Source organism: Stenotrophomonas sp. 96582_Sma (genome assembly GCF_056480905.1).
Genome location: NZ_CM151122.1, coordinates 1,678,641 through 1,699,540 on the forward strand (window position 1 = coordinate 1,678,641; position 20,900 = coordinate 1,699,540).

Sequence of the window (20,900 nt, forward strand, 5' to 3'; positions counted from 1 at the left end):
CGGGCAGAATCTCAGCCTGTGCGATACGTCCGACTTAAAGTGAACCCATGGCAAAGAAGACCCCCAAAGACAGCACCTCCAACGACACGACCTCTGCAAGGACCAATCCGATGGACGAGAACAAGAAGCGCGCCCTCGCTGCAGCTCTGGGCCAGATCGAAAAGCAGTTCGGCAAGGGCTCGGTGATGCGCATGGGCGACCGCGTGGTCGAGCCCGTCGAAGCCATCCCGACCGGTTCGCTGATGCTCGACATCGCGCTGGGCATTGGCGGTCTGCCGAAGGGCCGTGTCGTTGAAATCTACGGGCCGGAATCCTCGGGCAAGACCACGCTGACCCTGCAGGCCATCGCTGAATGCCAGAAGATGGGCGGCACCGCGGCCTTCATCGACGCCGAGCACGCGCTGGACCCGATCTACGCCGCCAAGCTGGGCGTGAACGTGGACGACCTGCTGCTGTCGCAGCCGGATACCGGCGAGCAGGCGCTGGAAATCGCCGACATGCTGGTCCGTTCGGGTTCGGTGGACATCCTGGTGATCGACTCGGTCGCCGCGCTGACCCCGAAGGCCGAAATCGAAGGCGAGATGGGCGACCAGCTGCCGGGCCTGCAGGCCCGCCTGATGAGCCAGGCGCTGCGCAAGCTGACCGGCAACATCAAGCGCTCCAACACCCTGGTGGTCTTCATCAACCAGCTGCGCATGAAGATCGGCGTGATGATGCCGGGCCAGAGCCCGGAAACCACCACCGGCGGCAACGCGCTGAAGTTCTACGCTTCGGTGCGCCTGGACATCCGCCGTATCGGCGCGATCAAGAAGGGCGACGAGATCATTGGCAACCAGACCAAGATCAAGGTCGTCAAGAACAAGCTGGCGCCTCCGTTCAAGCAGGTCATCACCGAGATCCTGTACGGCGAAGGCATCAGCCGCGAGGGCGAGCTGATCGACATGGGTGTGGACGCCAAGCTGGTCGAGAAGGCCGGCGCCTGGTACAGCTACGGTGAGGAGCGCATCGGCCAGGGCAAGGACAACGCCCGTGGCTACCTGCGCGACAACCCGACGGTCGCTGCCAAGCTTGAAGCCGAGCTGCGCGAGAAGTTCCAGCCGACCGAAGCCAGCCGTGAGGAAGGCGACGACGAAGGCGACGACGAATAAGGCTTGCTGTGGGGCAGGGCGGCGCCGTCAGTGACGTCGCCCTGTCCCGCAGGTTCGAATCGCCCAGGGATGGGCAGGGCGCCACGGATGGCGCCACCCTTGGAGCACCGATGTCCGACGCCGACGACATTCCCACCGGCCGCAAGCGCCGGCCGCGCGAGCAGACGCCCGTGCAACGCGCTCTGGGCCTGCTGGTCCGCCGCGAGCACTCGCGCAAGGAGCTCACCCGCAAGCTGACCTCACGCGGTATCGAAGACGAAGCCGCGCAGGCGGCTGTGGCCAAGTTGACAGAGGCCGGCTGGCAGGACGACACCCGTTTCGCCGAGAACCTGGTGCGGATGCGCGCCAACACCGGTTATGGGCCGATCCATGTCCGCGCCGAGCTGGGCACTCACGGCCTGGACAGTGCCGCGATTGCCGCGGCGATGGACAGCTACGAAGGCGACTGGCAGGAAAATGCCCGTGATCTGGTCCGCCGACGCTTTGGCGAGGCCGGTCCGCAGGACCTGACGCAGCGGCGCAAGGCCGCCGATCTGCTGGCCCGACGGGGCTTCGACGGCGACAGCATCCGCCGTGCGACCCGCTACGACCCGGATGACTGAGACTGGCGGCGCCGGGCCTGATACCCTTTAGGTTTTCGGCGGTCCCTCGCGACCCTGGCCAACGCGGCCGGTGGTCCGGGCCCGCCGGCCCGCAGACTGCCAGCCCCCAATGAACGCATCCGCCAAATTCACGACTTCCCAGATCCGCAGCGACTTCCTTGAATTCTTCAAGGGCAAAGGCCACACCATCGTGCCGTCGGCGCCGCTGGTGCCGGGCAATGATCCGACCCTGCTGTTCACCAACTCCGGCATGGTGCAGTTCAAGGACGTGTTCCTTGGCGCGGAGAAGCGCAGCTACGTGCGCGCGGCCGACGTGCAGCGCTGCCTGCGCGCGGGCGGCAAACACAACGACCTCGACCAGGTCGGCTACACCGCACGCCACCACACTTTCTTCGAAATGCTGGGCAACTGGTCGTTCGGCGACTACTTCAAGAAGGATGCGATCGCCTGGGCCTGGGAACTACTGACCCAGGTCTGGAAGCTGCCGGCCGAGCGCCTGCTGGTCACCGTCTACCAGACCGATGACGAAGCGTACGCACTGTGGCGCGACATGGTCGGCGTGCCGGAAGAGCGCATCGTGCGCATTGGCGACAACAAGGGCGCACCGTTCGCTTCGGACAACTTCTGGCAGATGGCCGACACCGGTCCGTGCGGCCCGTGCACCGAGATCTTCTACGACCACGGCGACCATATCGCCGGCGGCCCCCCGGGCTCCCCGGATGAGGACGGCGACCGCTTCATCGAAATCTGGAACCTGGTGTTCATGCAGTTTGACCGCCAGCCCGACGGCACCCTGGTGCCGCTGCCGGCGCCGTGCGTGGATACCGGCATGGGCCTGGAGCGCCTGGCGGCGATCCTGCAGCACGTGCACACCAACTACGAGATCGACCTGTTCCAGGCGCTGATCCGCAAGGCGTCCGAGCTGACCGGCACCGCCGACCTGGAAAACAAGTCGCTGCGCGTGATCGCCGACCACATCCGTGCCTGTTCGTTCCTGATCGTCGACGGCGTGCTGCCGTCCAACGAAGGCCGCGGCTACGTGCTGCGCCGTATCATCCGCCGCGCCCTGCGCCACGGCTGGATGCTGGGTGTGCGCCAGCCGTTCTTCAGCAAGCTGGTGCCGACCCTGGTCGAGCAGATGGGCGAGGCCTATCCGGAACTGCCGGCGGCGGTCGATACCGTCACCCGTGCGCTGCAGGCCGAAGAAGAGCGTTTCGCTGAAACCCTCGACGCCGGCATGAAGATCTTCGAAGACGTTGCCGGCAAGGCCAGCAATGGCGTGATCCCCGGCGTTGATGCGTTCCGCCTGTACGACACCTATGGCTTCCCGCTCGACCTGACCCAGGACATCGCCCGCGAGCGCGACCTGACCGTCGACATCGCCGGCTTCGATGCGGCGATGGAGCAGCAGCGCGAGACCGCGCGCGCGGCCGGCAAGTTCGGTGGCGGCGTGACCCTGCCGGCCGAGCTGGTGGCGACCCTCAGCCCGACCGTGTTCCTGGGGTATGACCGCCTGCAGGCCGACGGCCTGACCGTGCTGGCCCTGCTCAAGGACGGTCGTCCGGTGCAGTCGGCCGATGCCGGTGATGCGGTCATCGTGATCACCAACCAGACCCCGTTCTACGCCGAGTCCGGCGGCCAGGTCGGCGACACCGGCGTGCTCACCGGCAACGGCGTGCGCCTGGCGGTAGAAGACACCCAGAAGTTCGCCGGCCAGTTCCATGGCCACGTCGGCACCCTGTCCGAAGGCGGCCTGAAGGTCGGTGATGTGCTGTCCGGCCAGGTCGATGGCGAGCGCCGTGGCGCCACCATCCTCAACCACTCCGCCACCCACCTGCTGCATGCCGCCCTGCGCGAAGTGCTGGGCACCCACGTGCAGCAGAAGGGCTCGCTGGTGGCGCCGGACCGCCTGCGCTTCGACTTCTCGCACTTCCAGCCGATCAGCGCGGAAGAGCTGGCCGTGATCGAGCGCAAGGTCAACCAGCAGGTGCGTGCCAACAACGCTGCCGAAGTGCACAACATGGGCATGCAGGAAGCGCTGGACTTCGGCGCGATGGCCCTGTTCGGCGAGAAGTACGGCGAACACGTGCGCGTGCTGAAGATGGGTGACTACTCCACCGAGCTGTGCGGCGGTACCCACGTCAACCGCACCGGCGACATCGGCCTGTTCAAGATCACCTCCGAGGGTGGTGTCTCCGCTGGCGTGCGCCGTATCGAAGCGGTCACCGGCCAGGGCGCCCTGGACTACGTGGACGCCGAAGAGGCTCGCCTGGCCGAAGCCGCCGACCTGCTCGGTGGCAGCGCTGCCGACGTGGTCGAGAAGATCCGTGCCCTCGGCCAGCGCCAGAAGCAGCTGGAGCGCGAACTGGACGCCGTGAAGGCCAAGGTTGCCGCCGGTGCTACCGCCGACCTGTCCGGCCAGGCGGTCGAGGTTGCCGGTGTGAAGGTGCTGGCCGCCCGTCTGGAGGGCTTCGATGCCAAGGCCCTGCGTGACGCCATGGACCGCCTGAAGCAGCAGCTGGGCGATGCGGTGATCGTGCTGGCCGGCGCCCAGGACGGCAAGGCTGCCCTGGTCGCAGGTGTGAACGGCAGCGCAATGGGCAAGGTCAAGGCCGGGGAACTGTTGTCCCATATCGCCGGTCAGATCGGGGGCAAGGGCGGCGGACGCCCGGACCTCGCCCAGGGTGGTGGCGAGGACGGGCCCGCCCTTGCCACTGCGCTGGCTGCAGTCGTCGAATGGGTCAGCCCCCGCCTGTGATGAACCTGGCCGTCCCCCTCCTTGTAGGAGCGGGACGGCTGACGGTACCATTGCGAATCTTTTCCCTTTGTCGTGGTAGCGCTTCTTGACGGAGCGTCAAGCCGGTGGGGGATACCCTTCCACACGGTTCCATGGAGACTTACAAAAATGTTGATCCTGACTCGCCGCGTCGGCGAAACCCTGATGATCGGAGACTCGGTGAGCGTCACCGTGCTTGGCGTCAAGGGTAACCAGGTGCGTATCGGCATCACCGCGCCGAAGGACGTCGCTGTGCATCGCGAAGAGATCTATCAGCGCATCCAGCGCGGTGACGAAGCCGGTGGCACCGGTAGCGAAAATTCTGCCGAATAACGCTTTACCTTCGCACTCGATTAACGTTATGATTCACGCCCCGCTGAGGTGCAACGCACCAGACGCGGAGAAAACCCCGGAGTGATGCCCGAGTGGCCGAAGGGGCTCCCCTGCTAAGGGAGTATAGGGTCAAAAGCTCTATCGAGGGTTCGAATCCCTCTCACTCCGCCAGATACAAAGAAGCGCCTGCAGATCCTCGATCTGCAGGCGTTTTTCTTTATCCGACACTCGAAAGTACAGCCGGCGTGGAGCTGGCTATCCTGGCTGATCCGTACGGGTGGCAGGCACTGGCGCGGGCGTCGCCGCTGGTGCCGGAGCGGGCGCACCGGGCAGCTGTGGCGGTTCAAGATAGCGAGTTGAGGTTTCCCGCCACAGCAAGGCAAGCGTGCAGTCGTTGGCACGTTCCCTGCACATTCTTTCGGCCTTCCGCTGCGCGGCGTCCGCGGTCTTCTCACCCAGTGCAAAGCCCAACGCAATCGTGCCGGTCGCTATGGCCGAATAGCCTTCGCTGCTGGTGCTGGCGGACTGACCGCAATTGCGCGATCGCGCTGCGCAGTAGTGCAGCGACTGCTGCATCGCAGTGGTGAGGGAAGATTGGTTCATCGAATAGCCGTAGCGGCCATCCTTGTCGTAGGTGATCGCAGACGCAGCACTTGCGCCTGATGAAACGGACAACAACAGCGCCAGTGAAACCGCATGCTTCCAGTTCATCACGCTCTCCTTTTCTGCCGATGGTGAATCAACCGGGGAGCGTGGCGCAACCACGCAGGGGGGGCGATGGACGACGCCTGCAGGCCGTCTGCCTGCAGGCGTGTACCGATGCATCCGGTTGTCAGAGCTTCACCGTCACACCCACCTGGAAGCCCCGCCCGGGCAACGGTGCGATGTACTTCAACGGCGAATTGTGCGGCCGTGCTTCTTCATTGAGCAGGTTGCTGCCGTTGACGAACACCTCCACGCCGGCGATGTAGCTGTTGCGCACCGGCAGTTCGCGGCTGACCTGCAGGTCGACCATGTTGAACGCATCCAGTGGCACTTCCTCGCTGACATTGCGGCCGAGGTACTTCTGGGTGTCGTAGTAGGTGCTGGACAGCTGCGCCTTCCAGCCCTCGCGCTGCCATTGCAGGTTGGCACCGTAGCGGTTGGTCGGCATGTTCGGCAGGTACTCGCCGTCATTGTGGGCACGCAGCGAATCGGGGCGGTCGGCCTTGTTCTTCACCAGGTCGGCGAAGGCGGACACATTCAACGTGCCGAAGCGGCCCAGGTCCAATGCCTGCGAAGCATCGATCTCGAAGCCCTTCACCGTGGTGTCGGTCTGCTTCCAGTACTTCAGTGGCAGGCGGTTGGCGGTCTGCAGGCCGGAGTAGCCGAGGTAGAGATAATTCTCGTACTTCATCCGGTACGCGGTGGCGGAGAGCTCGAAACCGCCGAGATGGAACAGGCCGGTCAGTTCCAGGTTCTTCGCGCGTTCCGGTTCCAGATTCTGGTTGCCTTCTTCCTGGGTCATCACCGAGTAGTGTGCGTTGCTGGCATACAGCTCGTTGATCTCCGGGGCACGTTGCGAAGACGAGTAGCGCACCTTGGCCGCGAACATCGGCCCCAGCTCGACATACGAACCCAGGCTGTAGCTGTTGAGCCGGTAGTCGCGGTCCTGCAGTTTGGTGTTGGCGGCATTGCGCGCGGTCTTGAAGCGGCTTGGTTGCAGGTCATGGTCAACGCGCTCGTGGCGCACGCCAGCGTCGAAACTGGCCCAGCCGAAGTCGAGCGTTTCCTTCAGGAACACCGCATTGCTGCGGGTGTCCACGTCCGGCAGGTAGCGCTGAGAACCACTGCCGGTGACATCACGCGACTGATGGCTGAAACCGAGCAGGCCGCTGAGCGGGCCGATGCGTTGATGGCTGAGCAGCAGCTCGGCCTGGGTGCTCTCGAAATCGTAGTCGTTGGCCTTGGTGGCGCCCAGCCGCTCGCCTGAGGTGTTGTCCAGCTTGGAAACGCGGAGTTCCGCGCGCTCGAACCACGGTAGTGGATCACGCAGCAGGGCTTCCAGCGCGTAGCGCTGTTGCTTGATCACCACGCCCACCGGCAGGCCATCGGCATAGTTGGAACCGAACGACAGGTTCTGCATCGAGAAGCCTGGAACGCCGTACTCGCTGTCCTTGGCATCAATGCTGACACCGACGTAACCGCGGTCGAAGAACAGCGTCGAACCGAAGGCCACCTGCGAATTGCGTGCATAGCTGTTGCCCAGCCGGTGGTGGTAATCGGGAGTCACATCGTTGTTGATCTGCTTCTGCACGTATGAAGGCGTGCCTGCGACGTAGGCCGGGTTGACCGGATTGACGTAGGTACGGCGCTGCCAGACCGATGTCGGATTGTTGGTGTAGAACGAGAAATCACCATCGGCCCAGTCCGGGTTCTCGGTCATGAACTGGTCGATGTATGGCTGCGAGGCCTTGTTGTAGATCTGCTGGACGCGCGCCTCTTTCTGGCAGGCGTCGGCCAGTGCCGAGTTGACGCCCCCGCCTGCCGGGAACAGCCCGGTGTTGCAGACGCTGGCCTTGCTGTTGCCGGGGATGTCGTAGTGCGAGATGCGCTGCCGCGACACCTGCAGATTGGTGGAGATGTTGCGCTGATTGTTGAAGTTCATGCGGAAGCCCTGCGCGTCGGCCGCGTTGAAGCCCTTGCGCAGGACCAGTTCCATCGACTGATCCCTGTCTTCCATGCTGCGCGAGATCAGGCCCGAGTCGATCTCCACGCTGCCGCCGATCGCATTGCCCCCATAGCGCACGGTGTCGGAGGACTTGTTGACGGTGACGCTGCGCACGAACAGCGGATCGAACGGGATGTTGATGTCACCGCTGATCGCGTTCATGCCCAGAATCGATTGGCCGTCCTGCAGGATCTGCACACGGTTGCCGCTGAGGCTGCGGATGACCGGAGCGCCCGCGTTTGGCCCGAAGGCGCTGCTCTGCACACCGGAGACGTGTTCGAGCAGGCCGCCGAGGGTGCGGTTCTGCGCCTGCGGATTGTCGACGGTGACCCGGCTGTCGATGCGCGAGGGTTGGGAGGCCTGGACCTGGAGGGTGGGGAGGGTGGGTTCGTCCGCGGCCTGGGCGGTGTGGACGACGAACAGAATGGCTGCAGCAAGGAGATGGCGGCGCATGACACGATCCGTGAAGTTGATGTGAAATGTTATAACGTAACTATTTGTATCGACAAGGGCGGATTGGGCCTTGCCACCAGGGCTGGATATGAGAACGGTTCTCATATGAGAATGGCGGGTGATTTTTCACGGGCGCACCATGCACAGCCTCACCCTCGCCGACCTGGACCGCTTGGGCCGCAGCAGTGGTTTCCGCTATCGGCTGCCAGCACTCGCGTCCGCCGCCGATTCGGGCGCGCTGTGCGTGGTCGAGGGCAGGGTGGAACAGCGCTGCTTGCGCCCTGGCATCAGCCTGGCGCTGTCGGACGTGGTCGCGCATCAGCCGTTCGAGGCGACTTCGGAGGCACCCCCGCCGTTCGCTGCGATCGTGATGCTGGAAGGTCGTGCCGGAGCACGCCTGGAAGGGCAGGCTGTGATCGGCATGAACCGCGGCGCCGGCGCGATGGTGTTGGCCGATGCCACGCCGATGACTGCGATTCATCCGGCCGGTCAACGGATGCGCAGTCTGAATGTCTCGCTGGATGCACCGGCCGAGATGGATGATCCGGTGATCAGCGAACTGCTGTTGCAGGCGCATCGCCATGGTCGCCGGCGGCTGCACAGCTGGCAGGTACCCGCGCATCTTGAACATGCCGCCGAACAGTTGCTGTCGGGGACCTGGCAGGGCGCAATGCATGCGCTGCTGTGCGAGGGTGTGGGCCTGCAGATGCTGGCGATGGCGTTGGGTGCGCCTGCCCAGGAGGCATCGCCGGACCAGCGTGTTTCAGCACGTGATCGCCGCATGCTGCAACGGGTGATCGACTGCCTGCAGGCATCACCTGCGGCTGACCACAGTCTGGAGGATCTGGCGCGCCTGGCCTGCATGAGCCCGAGCAGCCTGCGGCTGAAGTTCCAGCAGGTGCACCGGTGTTCGGTGTTCGCCTGGCTGCGCGAGCGGCGCCTGCAGCTGGCCTGCGAGCAGCTGCGGCAGGGCTGCAGCGTGCAGCAGGCCGCACATTTCGTCGGCTACCGGCACGCCACCAATTTCGCGACCGCATTCCGCGCGCGCTACGGCATCGCGCCCAGCGAGCTTCGCTGAGTCCGGACCACCGTCGGCAGTGCGCATACGCCTGCTGCGTCCGCGCATACGTACGCTCACGCTCAAATGACAATAATTCTCATCCAGCCTTTCCTTCCCGCTGGATCTCCCATGCCTGCCTGTTTCCGCCCGTGTGCCCTGGCTAGCGCCATCGGCACGACCCTGGCGCTGTTCAACGCTGCCCACGCCGCCGAACGCACTCCGTCCGTAACGCCTTCCCAGCTTCCAACCGTGCAGGTCACGGCCGACCTCGATGGCAGCACGGAAACGTCGCGTTCCTACACCACCGACTCGATGGGCACGGCGACCGGACTGTCGCTGACCTCGCGGCAGACCCCGCAATCCGTCAGCGTGGTCACCCGCCAGCAGATCGAGGACCGTGGCCTGCTCAGCACCGCCGATGCCTTGGCGACCGCACCTGGCATCTCGGTCACGCGCAGCGACGCCAACCGCTACTCGTTCTCCGCACGCGGCTTCGACATCGACAACTACCAGTTCGATGGCGTGGTGATGCCGGTGCTGTCGCCGTGGAATTTCGGCGAGAACAACCTGGACATGGTGGTGTATGACCGCATCGAGATCGTGCGCGGCGCCAACGGCCTGATGACCGGCGCCGGCAATCCCTCGGCGGCAGTGAACTACGTGCGCAAGCGCCCGCTGCGCGAGTTCGCTGCCAGTGGTGGCATCAGCCTCGGCAGCTGGGACGCACGGCGCGCGTGGGCGGATGTGTCCAGCCCGCTGAGCCGGGAAGGGCGTGTGCGTGGTCGCCTGGTGGCCGCGCAGGCAGAGGGCGACAGCTACACCGCTGGCCTGGACAGTACGGCGAAGACGCTCTACGGCGTGGTCAGCGTGGACTTGGGCGAGGACACCGGGTTGATCGCCGGCATCTCCTACCAAGGCAACGACAACCGTGGCTTCGGCAGCGGCTTCGCGCTGTTCAACGCCGATGGCACGCGCACCCGTTTCGACCGCTCGTTATCAGCCACCGCGCCGTGGGCACGGATGACCACCGACACCCGCAATGGCTTCTTCGACTTCAACCATCGTTTCGGCAACGACTGGCAGGCGCGCGTGTCCTACAGCCGCTCGCATACCGACATGGAAATGAAGCATCTCTATCGCGGTGGCTACCCCGATCCGGTTACCGGCGCCATGCCCAATGGCAACAGCTTCACCCGCTACGACGGTCCGGTGCGCCGCGAAGCGATCAGTGCCAGCCTGTCCGGTCCGTTCCAGCTGTTCGGCCGCCAGCACACTGCGTCCATCGGCTGGTCGCGCTCACGTGATGAAATCGCGCTGGGGCAGTACCGCGCGCTGGCGCCGCTGCCGCCGCTGGCCAGCTATCTGGACTGGCACGGGCCGGGCACGCCGGAGCCGATGTGGGCCAGCAGCAAGACCCAGGCCGACGATCTGGACAACCATCAGAGCGGTGCCTACGCGGTGGCGCGGTTGTCACTGGCCGATCCGCTGCACGTGATCGTCGGTGGCCGCATGAGCAACTGGGAGACCGACCAGGTCTACTTTGGCACCAAGCGGAAGTACCGCTACCGCAACGAGTTCGTACCGTATGCCGGCGTGGTCTGGGACCTCAACAGCTACAGCAGCGTGTACGCCAGCTACACCGGCATCTTCAAGCCGCAGAACAACCGCAATGAATCCGGGCAGATCCTCGATCCGGTCAGTGGCCGCAGCTATGAGCTGGGCCTCAAGGGCAGCTGGCTGCAGGAGCGTTTGAATGCTTCGGCCGCGCTGTTCCGCACCCAGCAGGACAACCTGGCCGAGGCCACTGGTGGTCTGGTCGAAGGCAGCACGCAGGCGGCCTACCGTGCGGTGAAGGGCGCAACCGTGGATGGCCTGGAACTGGAGCTGGCCGGCGAGCCGCTACCGGGCTGGAGCCTGGGTACCAGCTTCACCACCTTCATCGCGCAGGATGCACAGGGACGGGCGATCAACACCGCCAAGCCGCGCAGCCTGTTCAAGCTGTTCACCACCTGGCGGCTGCCGGGTGCCTGGGACCGGCTGACGATCGGCGGTGGCGTTGACTGGCAGAACCGCATGTACCAGACCGCCACCGCGCCAGGGAATCGCCGTGTGCCCGTGGAGCAGCCCAGCTACGCACTGGTCAACCTGATGGCGCGCTACCAGTTCAGTTCCAACGTGTCGGCGGCGGTCAACATCAACAATCTGTTCGACCGCCACTATTACTCGCAGATCGGCTTCTACAACCAGGGCTGGTACGGTGCACCGCGAAACGTGATGTTCACGCTGAAGGTCGGCTACTGAGGATGACGTCGCGCCTTTCAGGGGTCCAATGGATCCATCGGGTCGATGCGAAGTGATTCGGGCGCTGGCACGAACGTGATCGCGTACGGCGAAATGCGTGAACCGACCGTGCCGGGAACGTAGCCCAGCTCACGACGGTTGCGCTCATTGAACCCGTTGCTGGCGACCGAATCGATATGCGATGGACTGCTGACCACCAGTGCCGGTTGCTGCGGCGGTGCCTGCAGCGCGGTCAGCAGCCGCGCCGCGTTGCGCAGGTTGGTGGTGGTGTGGCGGGCATACGGTTCGATGATGATCGCATCTGCGGGAATGCCGAAGCGCGCGATCAGCGCTTCGCGCATCTGCACCGCTTCGACGCTTCGGGTGCCGCGTGGATGCACGGCGCCACCGGAGACGATGATGAAAGGTGCATCGCCCGCCGCATAGCGCTGCGCAGCGGCTTTCAGGCGCAGCTTGCTGCCAGCGCTGAGTGGGGTGGTCAGCTCGTCCGGTCCCTGGCCCAGCACGATGATCGCTGTGTACGGATGCGCATTCCAATCGAACTGCCGCGCGCGCGCGACTGGCGCGGCGTTCATTCCCGCGTTGAGGGGCTCGAAGCGGATCGCATCGAGGCGGTCATTGGCATCAAGCAGGCCCACCGCCACGGCGATGCTGCGATCGAATGCGGTGTAGGCCGCGCCGGCGTCCACTTCGCTCATCTGCATGGCAATGGCAACATCTCCGGCCAGTCGCGTGCTGCCTGCCGCGCCGACGGGGCCGTCGATGGCGTCGTAGCGGGGCGGCTGGCCCTGGCCATAGACGGAGAGAATGTTGTTGAGGCCCGCCAGCTCTCTTTCGATGGCATCGGCGCGCGCCGGAACCGTGGTGGCCAGCAGATCGGCCTGCGCCGGCGTCCAGCGCGCGGCCTCGAGTGTGCAGGCCGCCGTCCGGCAGCCAGTCATGCGCTGCGTGCGTTCGACCATGAGGGCGCGCGCAGGGGCGGGCAGTGCGTCGTGCTTCAGCTGCACCAGGGTTGGAAACAAGCGCCCGGCCAGTGCCGCGCTGTCACGGTCGTCAGCGGCCGCTGCAAGCGGTAGCACAGCCGTGGCCAGCAGGGCGAGGGACAAGCTCAATCGTCGGTGCATCACCAGCTCCTGCTGACCATCAGGCGGACGTTGCGGCCGAACAGCGGCCGTCCATAGATTGCCTCGGCCGAACCCTGTCCGGCCAGGGCGTCGGTGCGGGTGTTGCCCTCGGTGAGCCCCTTTTCATTGGTCAGGTTGTCGCCCACCAGCTGTGCGCCCCAGTTGCCGCGCTTCCATGAAACGCCCAGGCCCAGGGTCTGGTAGGCAGGCAGCGCTGTCTGGTTGAACAGATCGACGTAGGACTTGCCGACTACGTCATAGCGCAGCCAGGTCTCGAACTGGTCCTGGCCGTGCTGGAAACTGAAAGTCGGTCGCAGGTTGCCGTAGAGCTTGGGTTCGCGAACGATCTGCTTGCCATTGACCGCCGCCGGATCGGCACCGGAATCGTTCTGCAGGCTGTCGTACTGCGGATCGCTGACCGTGATCGAACCGGCGATGCTGAACCAGTCCAGCGGCCGGAACAGGCCATCCAGTTCGATGCCCTTGGAGACGGCGGTACCGATGAAGGGCACCGACTGGTCATTGCGGCCGGTCGTCGGATTGAAGGCAACGAAGGACGCGTTGAGTGGATCGAACTTCGTGTAGAACGCGGTCAGGTACAGGTAGGACCGGCCAAAAGCCGCCTTCAGGCCCAGCTCGTACTGGTCCAGCTGGGTCTGCACGATGGTCGGATCGATCGAGCGCGCCACCGACGAGTTGGGAACGATCTCCATGTGCGACACGCGGGCGTAGGCGCCCACTGCAGGGGTGAAGTCGAAGTTCGCACCGACCGTCCAGTTGGTGGCGGACGGATTCAGGCGATGGTTCTGGACGACGCCGGTGAAACGGCGTGTGGTGTTGTCGGCCAGTGTGCTGCGATCGCCGAGGTCGACCTGGGCGGTCTGCTCCGCATAGCCTTCGTAGCGGTAGCGTTCATGGCGGATGCCGGCATCAAGCTTGAAGCGATCCGTCAGTGCCCACGTGTCATTGGCGTAGACCGCGAACATGCGGGCATCGACCTTGCCGCGATTGAGGGTGGTGGTATAGCGCAGCGTGCCCTTGTCGGTGACATATCCCAGCGGCGCGCCATCGTTGCCGTAGGCCACCAGATCCAGCAGGCGTGGCTTGCCGCGCATCTCCATCAGCATGTCCTGGTACAGGCTGAAGGACGTGGTGCCGAAGAAGGCGGTGTACGCACCGATGTTCAGATCGTGGCTGCCCCAGGCCGTTTCAAACAGCCGAGTCGCGCTGAAGTCGGCTTGCCCGGAGTAGAAGTCCGAATCTGCGGCACGGTACTGCGCCGAGATCACCAGGCCAGAGTCGGCGTAGGGATCGTAGGCGCTGGCGCCGTTGCTGCCGGCCAGCGCGTAGCCCATCCGCGCGACGCCGGCACCGAAGGCGCTGCGGGCCGCACCCAGATAGCCGTTGGCGAAAGTGCGTGCGTCGACCGGGTTGGTGGTCGAGTACAGCGCGTCGAACGTATTGCGGCCCTTGGTGTAGCCGGTTTTCAGCGAGATCGTCCAATCGCTGGCGGTGTTCTCGTACTGGAAGCCGATGTTGCCGAAGCGCATGTGGCGGCCATCGGCCAGGTCGCGGTTCATGCCCTGCAGGACACCGCCGCCATCGAGGTACTTCAGGTTGACGCTGCGCAGTGACGGCGAGTTCAGCGTACCGTCGAAGTAGTCGATGTAGGGATCCAGCGACACGCTGGGATTGCGAGGGTCGGCGACCGGGATCGGCAGGTAGAACGTATTGTGGTCGTCAACGAAGGTGCCGCTGACCTTGAACCAACTGGTGTCGTCGAAGTAGTGCTTGATGTTGCCACGGATCTGCCCGCCCTTGTCGTTCGGGAAGCCGTTGTCGCGGTACCCATCGTTCTGGCGCAGGAAGCCACCGACGGCGTAGAAGGTGTCCTTGCCCAGCGCGCCGGACTGGTACATCTCGCCGCGGTACAGCCCGGTATCGCCGATGGTCAGCTGCGCCTTGCCGTGGGTCTCTTCCGAGCCCTCGGCCAGGATGTTGTTGACGATGGCGCCGCCGCTGCTGGCATAGATCGGCGCCGGCCCGCCGCGCACGATCTCCACCCGCTGGTTCATCACGTCGAACCGGTTCATGCCGTCGCCGGAATTGAAGAAGTGGCCATCCAGCTCCTGGTAGAGCGGCAGGCCGTCCTGCTGGAAGGCGATGAAGCCACGATCGGTGGGAATGCCGCGCAGCCGGGTGATGTTCTGCACCTCGCCGCCGGTGGCCTCGACATGGATGCCGGGAACCGAGCCGAGCAGGTCGGCGTAGCTTTTCGGTGCGAGCTTCTGCACGTCTTCGCGGCTGAGTGAATTGACGGCGAAGGACGCATCGAAGCGACGCTGGGTGCGTGCCGCGCCGGTGACCACCACCGCATCAAGTGTTGCGGCATCGGCGCTGTCCTTGTTCTGGACGGGGGCGTCCTGCGCAGACGCGCTGCCGTGCAGGGAGATCAGGGCCAGGGAGATGCCCAGGACCAGGGGGCTGATGTTCATCGGAGGGCGGCCATGCAGGGAAGGGGGACCGCTGCACGGTAGGTCCGGGCGATGACGGAATTGTTTACTTCAGCGGAAATAAACAATTAAGCGATGGCGTCGGCGCCCAGCTGATGGATCGGCAGCAGCGCCGCGCCCACCGATACCGCGGATCCTCCCAGCCGTGACACATGCACCTGTGGCAGGCGCAGGCTGTCCAGCGCACTGCTCCAGCGTGCCGGTTGCTGCAGGTGTTGCCCCAACACTTCCAGCACCTGCCTCGGCAGTGAGCCGGACAGGATCACGGCGCCAGGATCGAGCCATGCCACACCGGTATTGGCCGCCACGCCCAGCTGGTTGCCCGCACGTTCTGCCCAGGCATTGATGATGCCGGCATGGGTTTCCAGGCAGGACTCCAGTTCGAACAGTGAAGGAATGCCGGCGCCGGCGTCGCGCAGCGTGGCCAGCAGGTCGATGCCCGAGGGGCGCGGCGCGTCCATGCGGAACAGGCGACCGATATCCCCGGCATTGCCGAACTCACCGCGCATCACATCACGTCGATGGATCACGCCACCGCCCACGCCGTGGCCGACATACAGCAACAGCGCCGACGCGCAGTCGCGGATCAGTCCGCTGTCGTAGTACTCCGCCAGCGCCGCCAGGGTCGCATCGTTCTCCACCCAGACCGGGAAACCGAAGTAGTCTTCGAAGAACTGGTCGTTGTCGATATCGCGCCAACCGTGCAGCCAGTCCACCGCGTGCCTGCGTGCCGGCCCGGTTTCGACCACGGGCCCGGGAACCGCCACGCCGAGGCCCAGGAAGCGCGCGCGCATGAGCCCGGTGCGGCTGGTAAGGCTGCGCAGGCGCTGGTCCACTGCGTGCACGAAGTCGTAGGGATCTGCGCTGTCGAATGCGGTTGCATCGCGGGCGATGACCTGGCCGGCAAAATCCACCAGCGCGATCTCCAGCCAACCGGGATGTACCGTGGCACCGGCGGCATAGCCGCCCCGCCCGGACAGCGCCAGTGGCACCGAGGGTCGGCCGCGCTGGCCATCGGACAGTTGCCCCTGTTCCTCGATCACCTCCAGCATCAGCAGTTCACGCGCCAGGCGGGTCAACGCGCCGTTGTGCATGCCCAGCTGGTGGGCAATGGTGATGCGGGGAACGGCGCCCATCGTGCGCAACAGCCAGATGATGCGCTTGTGGTCGGCATCCAGCGCGATCAGCGGTTTGCGGCGCAACCGCGATGTGGGAGCCAGGTTCATGGGTGCAGGCCCTCGGTACGTGGCAGCGCGACCGGCCAGGCCAATGCGGCCAGCGACAGCAGACTGCCGACGGCAACCAGCGAGACCAGTGCGGCAGAGGTGCCCGGATCACCGGCCTGTATGCCGGGCAGCAGCTGGCCCAGCAGCAATGAGGAGGCGGCAATGGACAGTTTCATGGTTCCAGTGAGCAGCGCAAAACAGCTAAGGTCATCCTCGCGCCCGCTGCGGGCGGCATGGCGACGGGCGATCAGCGCGGTGCGCCGCCACAGCACCAGGCCGACACTGGCTACCGCCGCCCCATGGACAGCGGCACACGCAATCGCTACAGGCAGGGAGGGCTTGGCCTGGTAAACGCAGACGGCAGCGATGACCAGCACCGACATCAGCGCGATCAGGCCTGTCTCGCTGCACAGCGGGGGGCGCAGGCGCAGATCGAGCCAAGGCGCGACCACCATGCCAGCCACCATCGCGAAGGTCAGTGCTGCCCCATGTTCGGCGAAGGGGAACAGACGCCCGGCCAGGCCAACCAACGCGGTCTCCGCCGCCGCGGCCAGCAGAACCGGCAGCAGTGCCGGCAGCGGCAGGGCGCCGGCAACGGGCCTGCTGGTTGTGGCGGGCTGTGCGGGCGTGGCGACGCAGGCCAGGGGAAGCGCGGCGGCCGCGATCAGGATGCCGATGATCATGCAGATCAGCAGCGCGCTGCCACTGCCTGCGGATGCAGGTGCACCGACCACGCCGAACAGTGCTGCAGCGATGCACAGCTTGGAGATCGGTACCACTACCGCGCGAGCGGAAACGTAGCGCATGGCCTCGTTCTCGTCGCGGGGCAACAGCGAAGTCAATGCATTCTGGGCCACGTCGTAAACCGCGTAGCAGGTACGGAACAAGAGCGAGGCGGCCAGCAGCGGCAGGAAGGCGGGCTCGGTCGCGGTGCTGGGGCTGAACAGCAGGCAGGCGCTGGCGGCGGTGCCGAGCCCGCCGATCAACTGCAGGCGCAAGGCGAGGCGACGCTGGTCGTGCAGGCGGGTGAACACGGCGGCCAGCAGCAGGTCGAGCACGCTGCTGTAGGCCAGGGAGATCGCCAGCAGTTGGCCGGTGTGGGCAGCCGACAGCCCCAGCCGCGCGTGCAGGTAGTAGCCGAGTGACAGGTCCACGAACGACCAGACCAGAGTGCGGGCGAAGTGGCCGGCGGCATAGAGCTGCCGCAGCGATGGCTGCGCGTTCAACGCTGTTTTTGGGGGAGGAGGCCGGAGATCCGGGATCGTTCTACTACCCCTGTGTGACAGCGGTCTGACATGGTGCGAGGTCGGCCATTCAGCGAGTGGCTTGCAGCGCACGCCGTGGGCGAGCAGCATTGACCGTGCTGCGCGCCACAACGCCTCACGCAGAGCCTTCTTCGCCGAATGGAGCAACGTATGAAGCTGTTGTCCGCTGTGTTGTTGTCTGCGCTTTCATTCCCCGCCGTTCCGGCGCTGGCAGTGGAGGCGTCTCCTTCACCGCTGTTGGGGCGCTGGTCGCTGGATATCGCTACGTCTGCGTTGCCCGAGGCGCAGCGCCCGAAGCAGGTGGTGCTGGAGTTCAAGGACGCCGGTGCGGGGCGTTGGAGTTCACATGTGGACATCGTCCTGCACGATGGCAAGACCATGAAATCCGACGGCACGCTGGCGCTGGATGGTACGCCGGGCGCCCTGTCCGGCACCTATGGCGCGGACAAGGCCAACCTGAAACTGCCGGCGCCGAACACCCTGGTGATGCAGCTGGTGGACCACGGCACGCCGGCCTCCACCCGTATCTATACTGTGGCGGCTGACCGCTCGACGATGACCGAGACCAAGGCGTTCTACAGCCACGATGGTACGCCGATCCTGCAGACCAATCTGTTCAAGCGGATGCCCTAGCGTTGCCACCGGCACCACGCCCGCAGAACGGGCGTGGTGAATGCTGCAGCCTTACACCGCGGCCGGGTCGCGCTTGCCGGTGTCGATGCCGTACTTGTCGATGGCGTCCTGCATCCGCGCGCGCTCGATGCGGCCTTCGTCGGCCAGCGACTTCAGGGCGGCCAGCACGATGAAGTGGCGATCCACTTCGAAGAACGTGCGCAGCGACTCACGCGTGTCGGAGCGGCCGAAGCCATCGGTACCGAGTGCGGTGAAGCGGCGGTCGTTGATGAAGGGACGGATCTGGTCGCCGACGATCTTCATGTAGTCGGTGGCCACCACCACCGGGCCTTCATGGCCCCGCAGGCACTGCTGCAGGTAGGGCACGCGGGGCTCCTCGGCCGGATGCAGCAGGTTCCAGCGCTCGGCGGCCAGGCCATCGCGGCGCAGTTCGGTCAGGCTGGTCGCGCTCCACACATCGCTGGCGATGCCGAAGTCCTGCTGCAGCAGTTCTGCCGCGGCTTCCACTTCGCGCAGGATCGAACCGCTGCCCATCAGCTGCACGCGTGGCTGCGAGTCGCTGTCGGCGGCCGCCGGGTGCAGCAGGTACAGGCCCTTCAGGATGCCGGCCTCGGCGCCCTCGGGCAGCGCCGGCTGCGGATAGTTCTCGTTGAGTACGGTGATGTAGTAGTAGATGTCTTCCTGCTCGACGTACATGCGGCGCAGGCCGTCGTGGATGATCACCGCCAGCTCGTAGTTGTAGGTCGGGTCGTAGGATACGCAGCTCGGGATGACCGACGACAGCACGTGGCTGTGGCCGTCGTCATGCTGCAGGCCTTCGCCCATCAGCGTGGTGCGGCCGGAGGTGGCACCCAGCAGGAATCCACGGGTGCGCGCATCGGCGGCGGCCCAGGCCAGGTCACCGACGCGCTGCAGGCCGAACATCGAGTAGAAGATGTAGAACGGGATCGTCGCCAGGCCGTGGTTGCTGTAGGCGGTGCCGGCGGCGATCCACGAGCAGATCGCGCCGGATTCGTTGATGCCTTCCTGCAGGATCTGGCCGTCCTTGGCTTCCTTGTAATAGCTCAGCTGGCCGGCATCCTGCGGGGTATACAGCTGGCCCAGGTAGGAGTGGATGCCGATCTGGCGGAACAGGCCTTCCATGCCGAAGGTGCGCGATTCATCGGGCACGATCGGAATCACCAGCTTGCCCAGTTCCGGGTCCTTCAGCAGGCTGGTGAGAATGCGCACGAAGCCCATGGTGGTGGACTGTCCGCGATCGCCGCTGCCCTGCAGCTGGGTGTTGAAGATCGACAGCGGCGGCAGCGGCAGCGGATCGACCTTGGCCAGGCGCGCGGGTAGTTGCCCGCCCTGGATGCGGCGGCGCTCGGCGAAGTAGATGGCTTCGGCGCTGCCCGGTTCCGGGCGCAGATAGGGCATCTCTTCCAGCTGTTCGTCGCTGACCGGCAGGTTGAAGCGGTCACGGAAGGCGCGCACCGCGTCGGCGCTCATTTTCTTCAGCTGGTGGTTGATGTTCTGGCCTTCACCGGCTTCACCCATGCCGAAACCCTTGACCGTCTTGGCCAGGATCACCGTCGGCCGGCCGCTGGTGTTCACCGCCTGCTGGTAGGCGGCGAACACCTTCTGCGGATCATGGCCACCACGTGCCAGCGCCCAGATGTCGTCGTCGCTCATGTGCGCGACCAGCTCCAGCAGCTCGGGGTAGCGGCCGAAGAAATGCTCGCGCACGTAGGCACCGTTCTGCGACTTGAAGGTCTGGTAGTCGCCGTCCACGCATTCCATCATGCGCTGGCGCAGCAGGCCGCTGTGGTCGCGGGCGAGCAGGTCGTCCCAGCCGCTGCCCCAGATCAGCTTGATCACGTTCCAGCCGGCCGCGCGGAAGGTGCCTTCCAGTTCCTGGATGACCTTGGCGTTGCCGCGCACCGGACCGTCCAGGCGCTGCAGGTTGCAGTTGACCACGAACACGATGTTGTCCAGCCGCTCGCGACCGGCCAGGGAAATTGCCGCCAGCGATTCGGGCTGATCCATCTCGCCGTCGCCGAGGAAGGCCCAGACCTTGCGGCCCTGGTGTTCTTTCAGGCCGCGATACTCGAGGTAACGCATGTAGCGCGCCTGGTAGGCGGCGGTCAGCGGGCCCAGCCCCATCGACACGGTGGGGAACTGCCAGAACTCCGGCATCAATCGCGGGTGTGGATACGAGGACAGGCCTTCGCGCCCGGCTTCACGGCGGAAGTTGTCCATGCGCGCCGGATCGATGCGGCCTTCCACGTACGCGCGGCCATAGATGCCCGGCGCGGAGTGGCCCTGGATGTAGATCATGTCGCCGTCGAAGGTGTCGGTACGGCCACGGAAGAAATGATCGAAGCCCACGTCGTACAGTACTGCCGCCGACTGGTAGGTGGCGATGTGGCCACCGACGTTGGAATGCTTGCCGGCACGCAGCACCATCACCATCGCGTTCCAGCGGATCATCGCGTTCAGGCGGCGCTCGATGGCCAGGTCACCCGGGTAGGCCGGCTGGCGCTCGGGCGGGATGGTGTTGACGTAGGCGGTCCAGGCACGGGTATGCAGGTCGCCGTGCTGCTGTGCATCCAGCTCGCTGAGCTGGTCGATCAGGTAGTGCGCGCGCGGCCGGCCACCGGTCTGCATCACCGCTTCCAGTGATTCACGCCACTCGCGGGTTTCCAGCGGATCGGTGTCGAAGGGAATGAGCGCTTGGTTCATGACTGTCTCCAGAGGGCGCCGGTCGGACTTCT

At 65.4% G+C, this 20,900-nt stretch carries 14 protein-coding genes and 1 tRNA gene; 8 read left to right on the forward strand and 7 right to left on the reverse strand.

Annotated elements, in window-relative coordinates; translation table 11 throughout:
- Positions 1-110: 110 nt before the first annotated feature.
- From recA to ACZK2R_RS07895, 5 genes are all read left to right on the forward strand, one after another.
- Complete coding sequence (gene recA, locus ACZK2R_RS07875; RefSeq protein WP_010484252.1) at positions 111-1,148, forward strand: recombinase RecA; 1,038 nt, start codon at positions 111-113, stop codon at positions 1,146-1,148.
- A 110-nt stretch (positions 1,149-1,258) separates the two neighbouring features.
- Positions 1,259-1,750: a recombination regulator RecX gene (recX, locus tag ACZK2R_RS07880; protein WP_125895284.1), complete on the forward strand. Its 492-nt coding sequence runs from the start codon at positions 1,259-1,261 to the stop codon at positions 1,748-1,750.
- A gap of 109 nt (positions 1,751-1,859) precedes the next feature.
- Positions 1,860-4,508: an alanine--tRNA ligase gene (alaS, locus tag ACZK2R_RS07885; protein WP_125895286.1), complete on the forward strand. Its 2,649-nt coding sequence runs from the start codon at positions 1,860-1,862 to the stop codon at positions 4,506-4,508.
- Between the two features lie 147 nt (positions 4,509-4,655).
- A complete protein-coding gene (csrA, locus tag ACZK2R_RS07890; protein ID WP_004152909.1) occupies positions 4,656-4,859 on the forward strand; it encodes a carbon storage regulator CsrA in 204 nt (67 codons plus the stop codon).
- 78 nt (positions 4,860-4,937) lie between these two features.
- A tRNA-Ser gene (locus ACZK2R_RS07895) sits at positions 4,938-5,030 on the forward strand.
- A gap of 84 nt (positions 5,031-5,114) precedes the next feature.
- On the opposite strand, the gene ACZK2R_RS07900 is transcribed toward ACZK2R_RS07895, so the two are convergent.
- Positions 5,115-5,570 carry a DUF4189 domain-containing protein gene (locus tag ACZK2R_RS07900; RefSeq protein ID WP_180838531.1) on the reverse strand — a complete coding sequence of 152 codons (456 nt, stop codon included), beginning with the start codon at positions 5,568-5,570 and terminating at the stop codon, positions 5,115-5,117.
- Positions 5,571-5,691: 121 nt separating this feature from the next.
- Positions 5,692-8,022: a TonB-dependent receptor gene (locus ACZK2R_RS07905; protein ID WP_180838530.1), complete on the reverse strand. Its 2,331-nt coding sequence runs from the start codon at positions 8,020-8,022 to the stop codon at positions 5,692-5,694.
- A 139-nt stretch (positions 8,023-8,161) separates the two neighbouring features.
- On the opposite strand from ACZK2R_RS07905, the gene ACZK2R_RS07910 reads away from it, so the two are divergent.
- Both ACZK2R_RS07910 and fauA read left to right on the forward strand, forming a co-directional pair.
- Complete coding sequence (locus ACZK2R_RS07910; protein WP_049422688.1) at positions 8,162-9,100, forward strand: helix-turn-helix transcriptional regulator; 939 nt, start codon at positions 8,162-8,164, stop codon at positions 9,098-9,100.
- A gap of 111 nt (positions 9,101-9,211) precedes the next feature.
- A complete protein-coding gene (gene fauA, locus ACZK2R_RS07915; RefSeq protein ID WP_180838529.1) occupies positions 9,212-11,383 on the forward strand; it encodes a TonB-dependent alcaligin siderophore receptor FauA in 2,172 nt (723 codons plus the stop codon).
- A gap of 17 nt (positions 11,384-11,400) precedes the next feature.
- Here fauA and ACZK2R_RS07920 read toward each other — a convergent pair whose 3' ends face one another.
- The 4 genes from ACZK2R_RS07920 to ACZK2R_RS07935 form a co-directional block, all read right to left on the reverse strand.
- Complete coding sequence (locus ACZK2R_RS07920) at positions 11,401-12,507, reverse strand: YdcF family protein (RefSeq protein WP_180838528.1); 1,107 nt, start codon at positions 12,505-12,507, stop codon at positions 11,401-11,403.
- Positions 12,507-15,002: a TonB-dependent receptor gene (locus ACZK2R_RS07925; protein ID WP_180838527.1), complete on the reverse strand. Its 2,496-nt coding sequence runs from the start codon at positions 15,000-15,002 to the stop codon at positions 12,507-12,509. The genes ACZK2R_RS07920 and ACZK2R_RS07925 overlap by 1 nt, the downstream gene beginning before the upstream one ends.
- An 86-nt stretch (positions 15,003-15,088) precedes the next feature.
- Positions 15,089-16,246, reverse strand: a complete 1,158-nt coding sequence (locus ACZK2R_RS07930) for an ROK family protein (protein ID WP_125895295.1) — start codon at positions 16,244-16,246, stop codon at positions 15,089-15,091.
- A complete protein-coding gene (locus ACZK2R_RS07935; RefSeq protein ID WP_180838526.1) occupies positions 16,243-17,472 on the reverse strand; it encodes an MFS transporter in 1,230 nt (409 codons plus the stop codon). Before ACZK2R_RS07935 ends, ACZK2R_RS07930 begins: the two co-directional genes overlap by 4 nt.
- Positions 17,473-17,661: 189 nt before the next feature.
- Between ACZK2R_RS07935 and ACZK2R_RS07940 the strand changes: the two genes are divergently transcribed.
- Positions 17,662-18,144, forward strand: a complete 483-nt coding sequence (locus ACZK2R_RS07940) for a LuxR family transcriptional regulator (protein WP_125895297.1) — start codon at positions 17,662-17,664, stop codon at positions 18,142-18,144.
- A gap of 51 nt (positions 18,145-18,195) precedes the next feature.
- Here ACZK2R_RS07940 and aceE read toward each other — a convergent pair whose 3' ends face one another.
- The gene (gene aceE / locus ACZK2R_RS07945; RefSeq protein ID WP_125895298.1) at positions 18,196-20,868 is read right to left on the reverse strand and encodes a pyruvate dehydrogenase (acetyl-transferring), homodimeric type; all 2,673 of its coding nucleotides are present in this window, start codon (positions 20,866-20,868) and stop codon (positions 18,196-18,198) included.
- Positions 20,869-20,900 lie beyond the last annotated feature (32 nt).

Bases quoted from the DNA above. Each gene is read 5' to 3' on its own strand.
- ACZK2R_RS07925 (WP_180838527.1), bottom strand. From the start codon at position 15,002: ATGAACATCAGCCCCCTGGTCCTGGGCATCTCCCTGGCCCTGATCTCC.
- ACZK2R_RS07905 (WP_180838530.1), bottom strand. From the start codon at position 8,022: ATGCGCCGCCATCTCCTTGCTGCAGCCATTCTGTTCGTCGTCCACACC.
- csrA (WP_004152909.1), top strand. From the start codon at position 4,656: ATGTTGATCCTGACTCGCCGCGTCGGCGAAACCCTGATGATCGGAGAC.
- recX (WP_125895284.1), top strand. From the start codon at position 1,259: ATGTCCGACGCCGACGACATTCCCACCGGCCGCAAGCGCCGGCCGCGC.
- aceE (WP_125895298.1), bottom strand. From the start codon at position 20,868: ATGAACCAAGCGCTCATTCCCTTCGACACCGATCCGCTGGAAACCCGC.
- recA (WP_010484252.1), top strand. From the start codon at position 111: ATGGACGAGAACAAGAAGCGCGCCCTCGCTGCAGCTCTGGGCCAGATC.
- alaS (WP_125895286.1), top strand. From the start codon at position 1,860: ATGAACGCATCCGCCAAATTCACGACTTCCCAGATCCGCAGCGACTTC.
- ACZK2R_RS07910 (WP_049422688.1), top strand. From the start codon at position 8,162: ATGCACAGCCTCACCCTCGCCGACCTGGACCGCTTGGGCCGCAGCAGT.
- ACZK2R_RS07940 (WP_125895297.1), top strand. From the start codon at position 17,662: ATGAAGCTGTTGTCCGCTGTGTTGTTGTCTGCGCTTTCATTCCCCGCC.
- ACZK2R_RS07930 (WP_125895295.1), bottom strand. From the start codon at position 16,246: ATGAACCTGGCTCCCACATCGCGGTTGCGCCGCAAACCGCTGATCGCG.
- ACZK2R_RS07900 (WP_180838531.1), bottom strand. From the start codon at position 5,570: ATGAACTGGAAGCATGCGGTTTCACTGGCGCTGTTGTTGTCCGTTTCA.
- fauA (WP_180838529.1), top strand. From the start codon at position 9,212: ATGCCTGCCTGTTTCCGCCCGTGTGCCCTGGCTAGCGCCATCGGCACG.
- ACZK2R_RS07920 (WP_180838528.1), bottom strand. From the start codon at position 12,507: ATGCACCGACGATTGAGCTTGTCCCTCGCCCTGCTGGCCACGGCTGTG.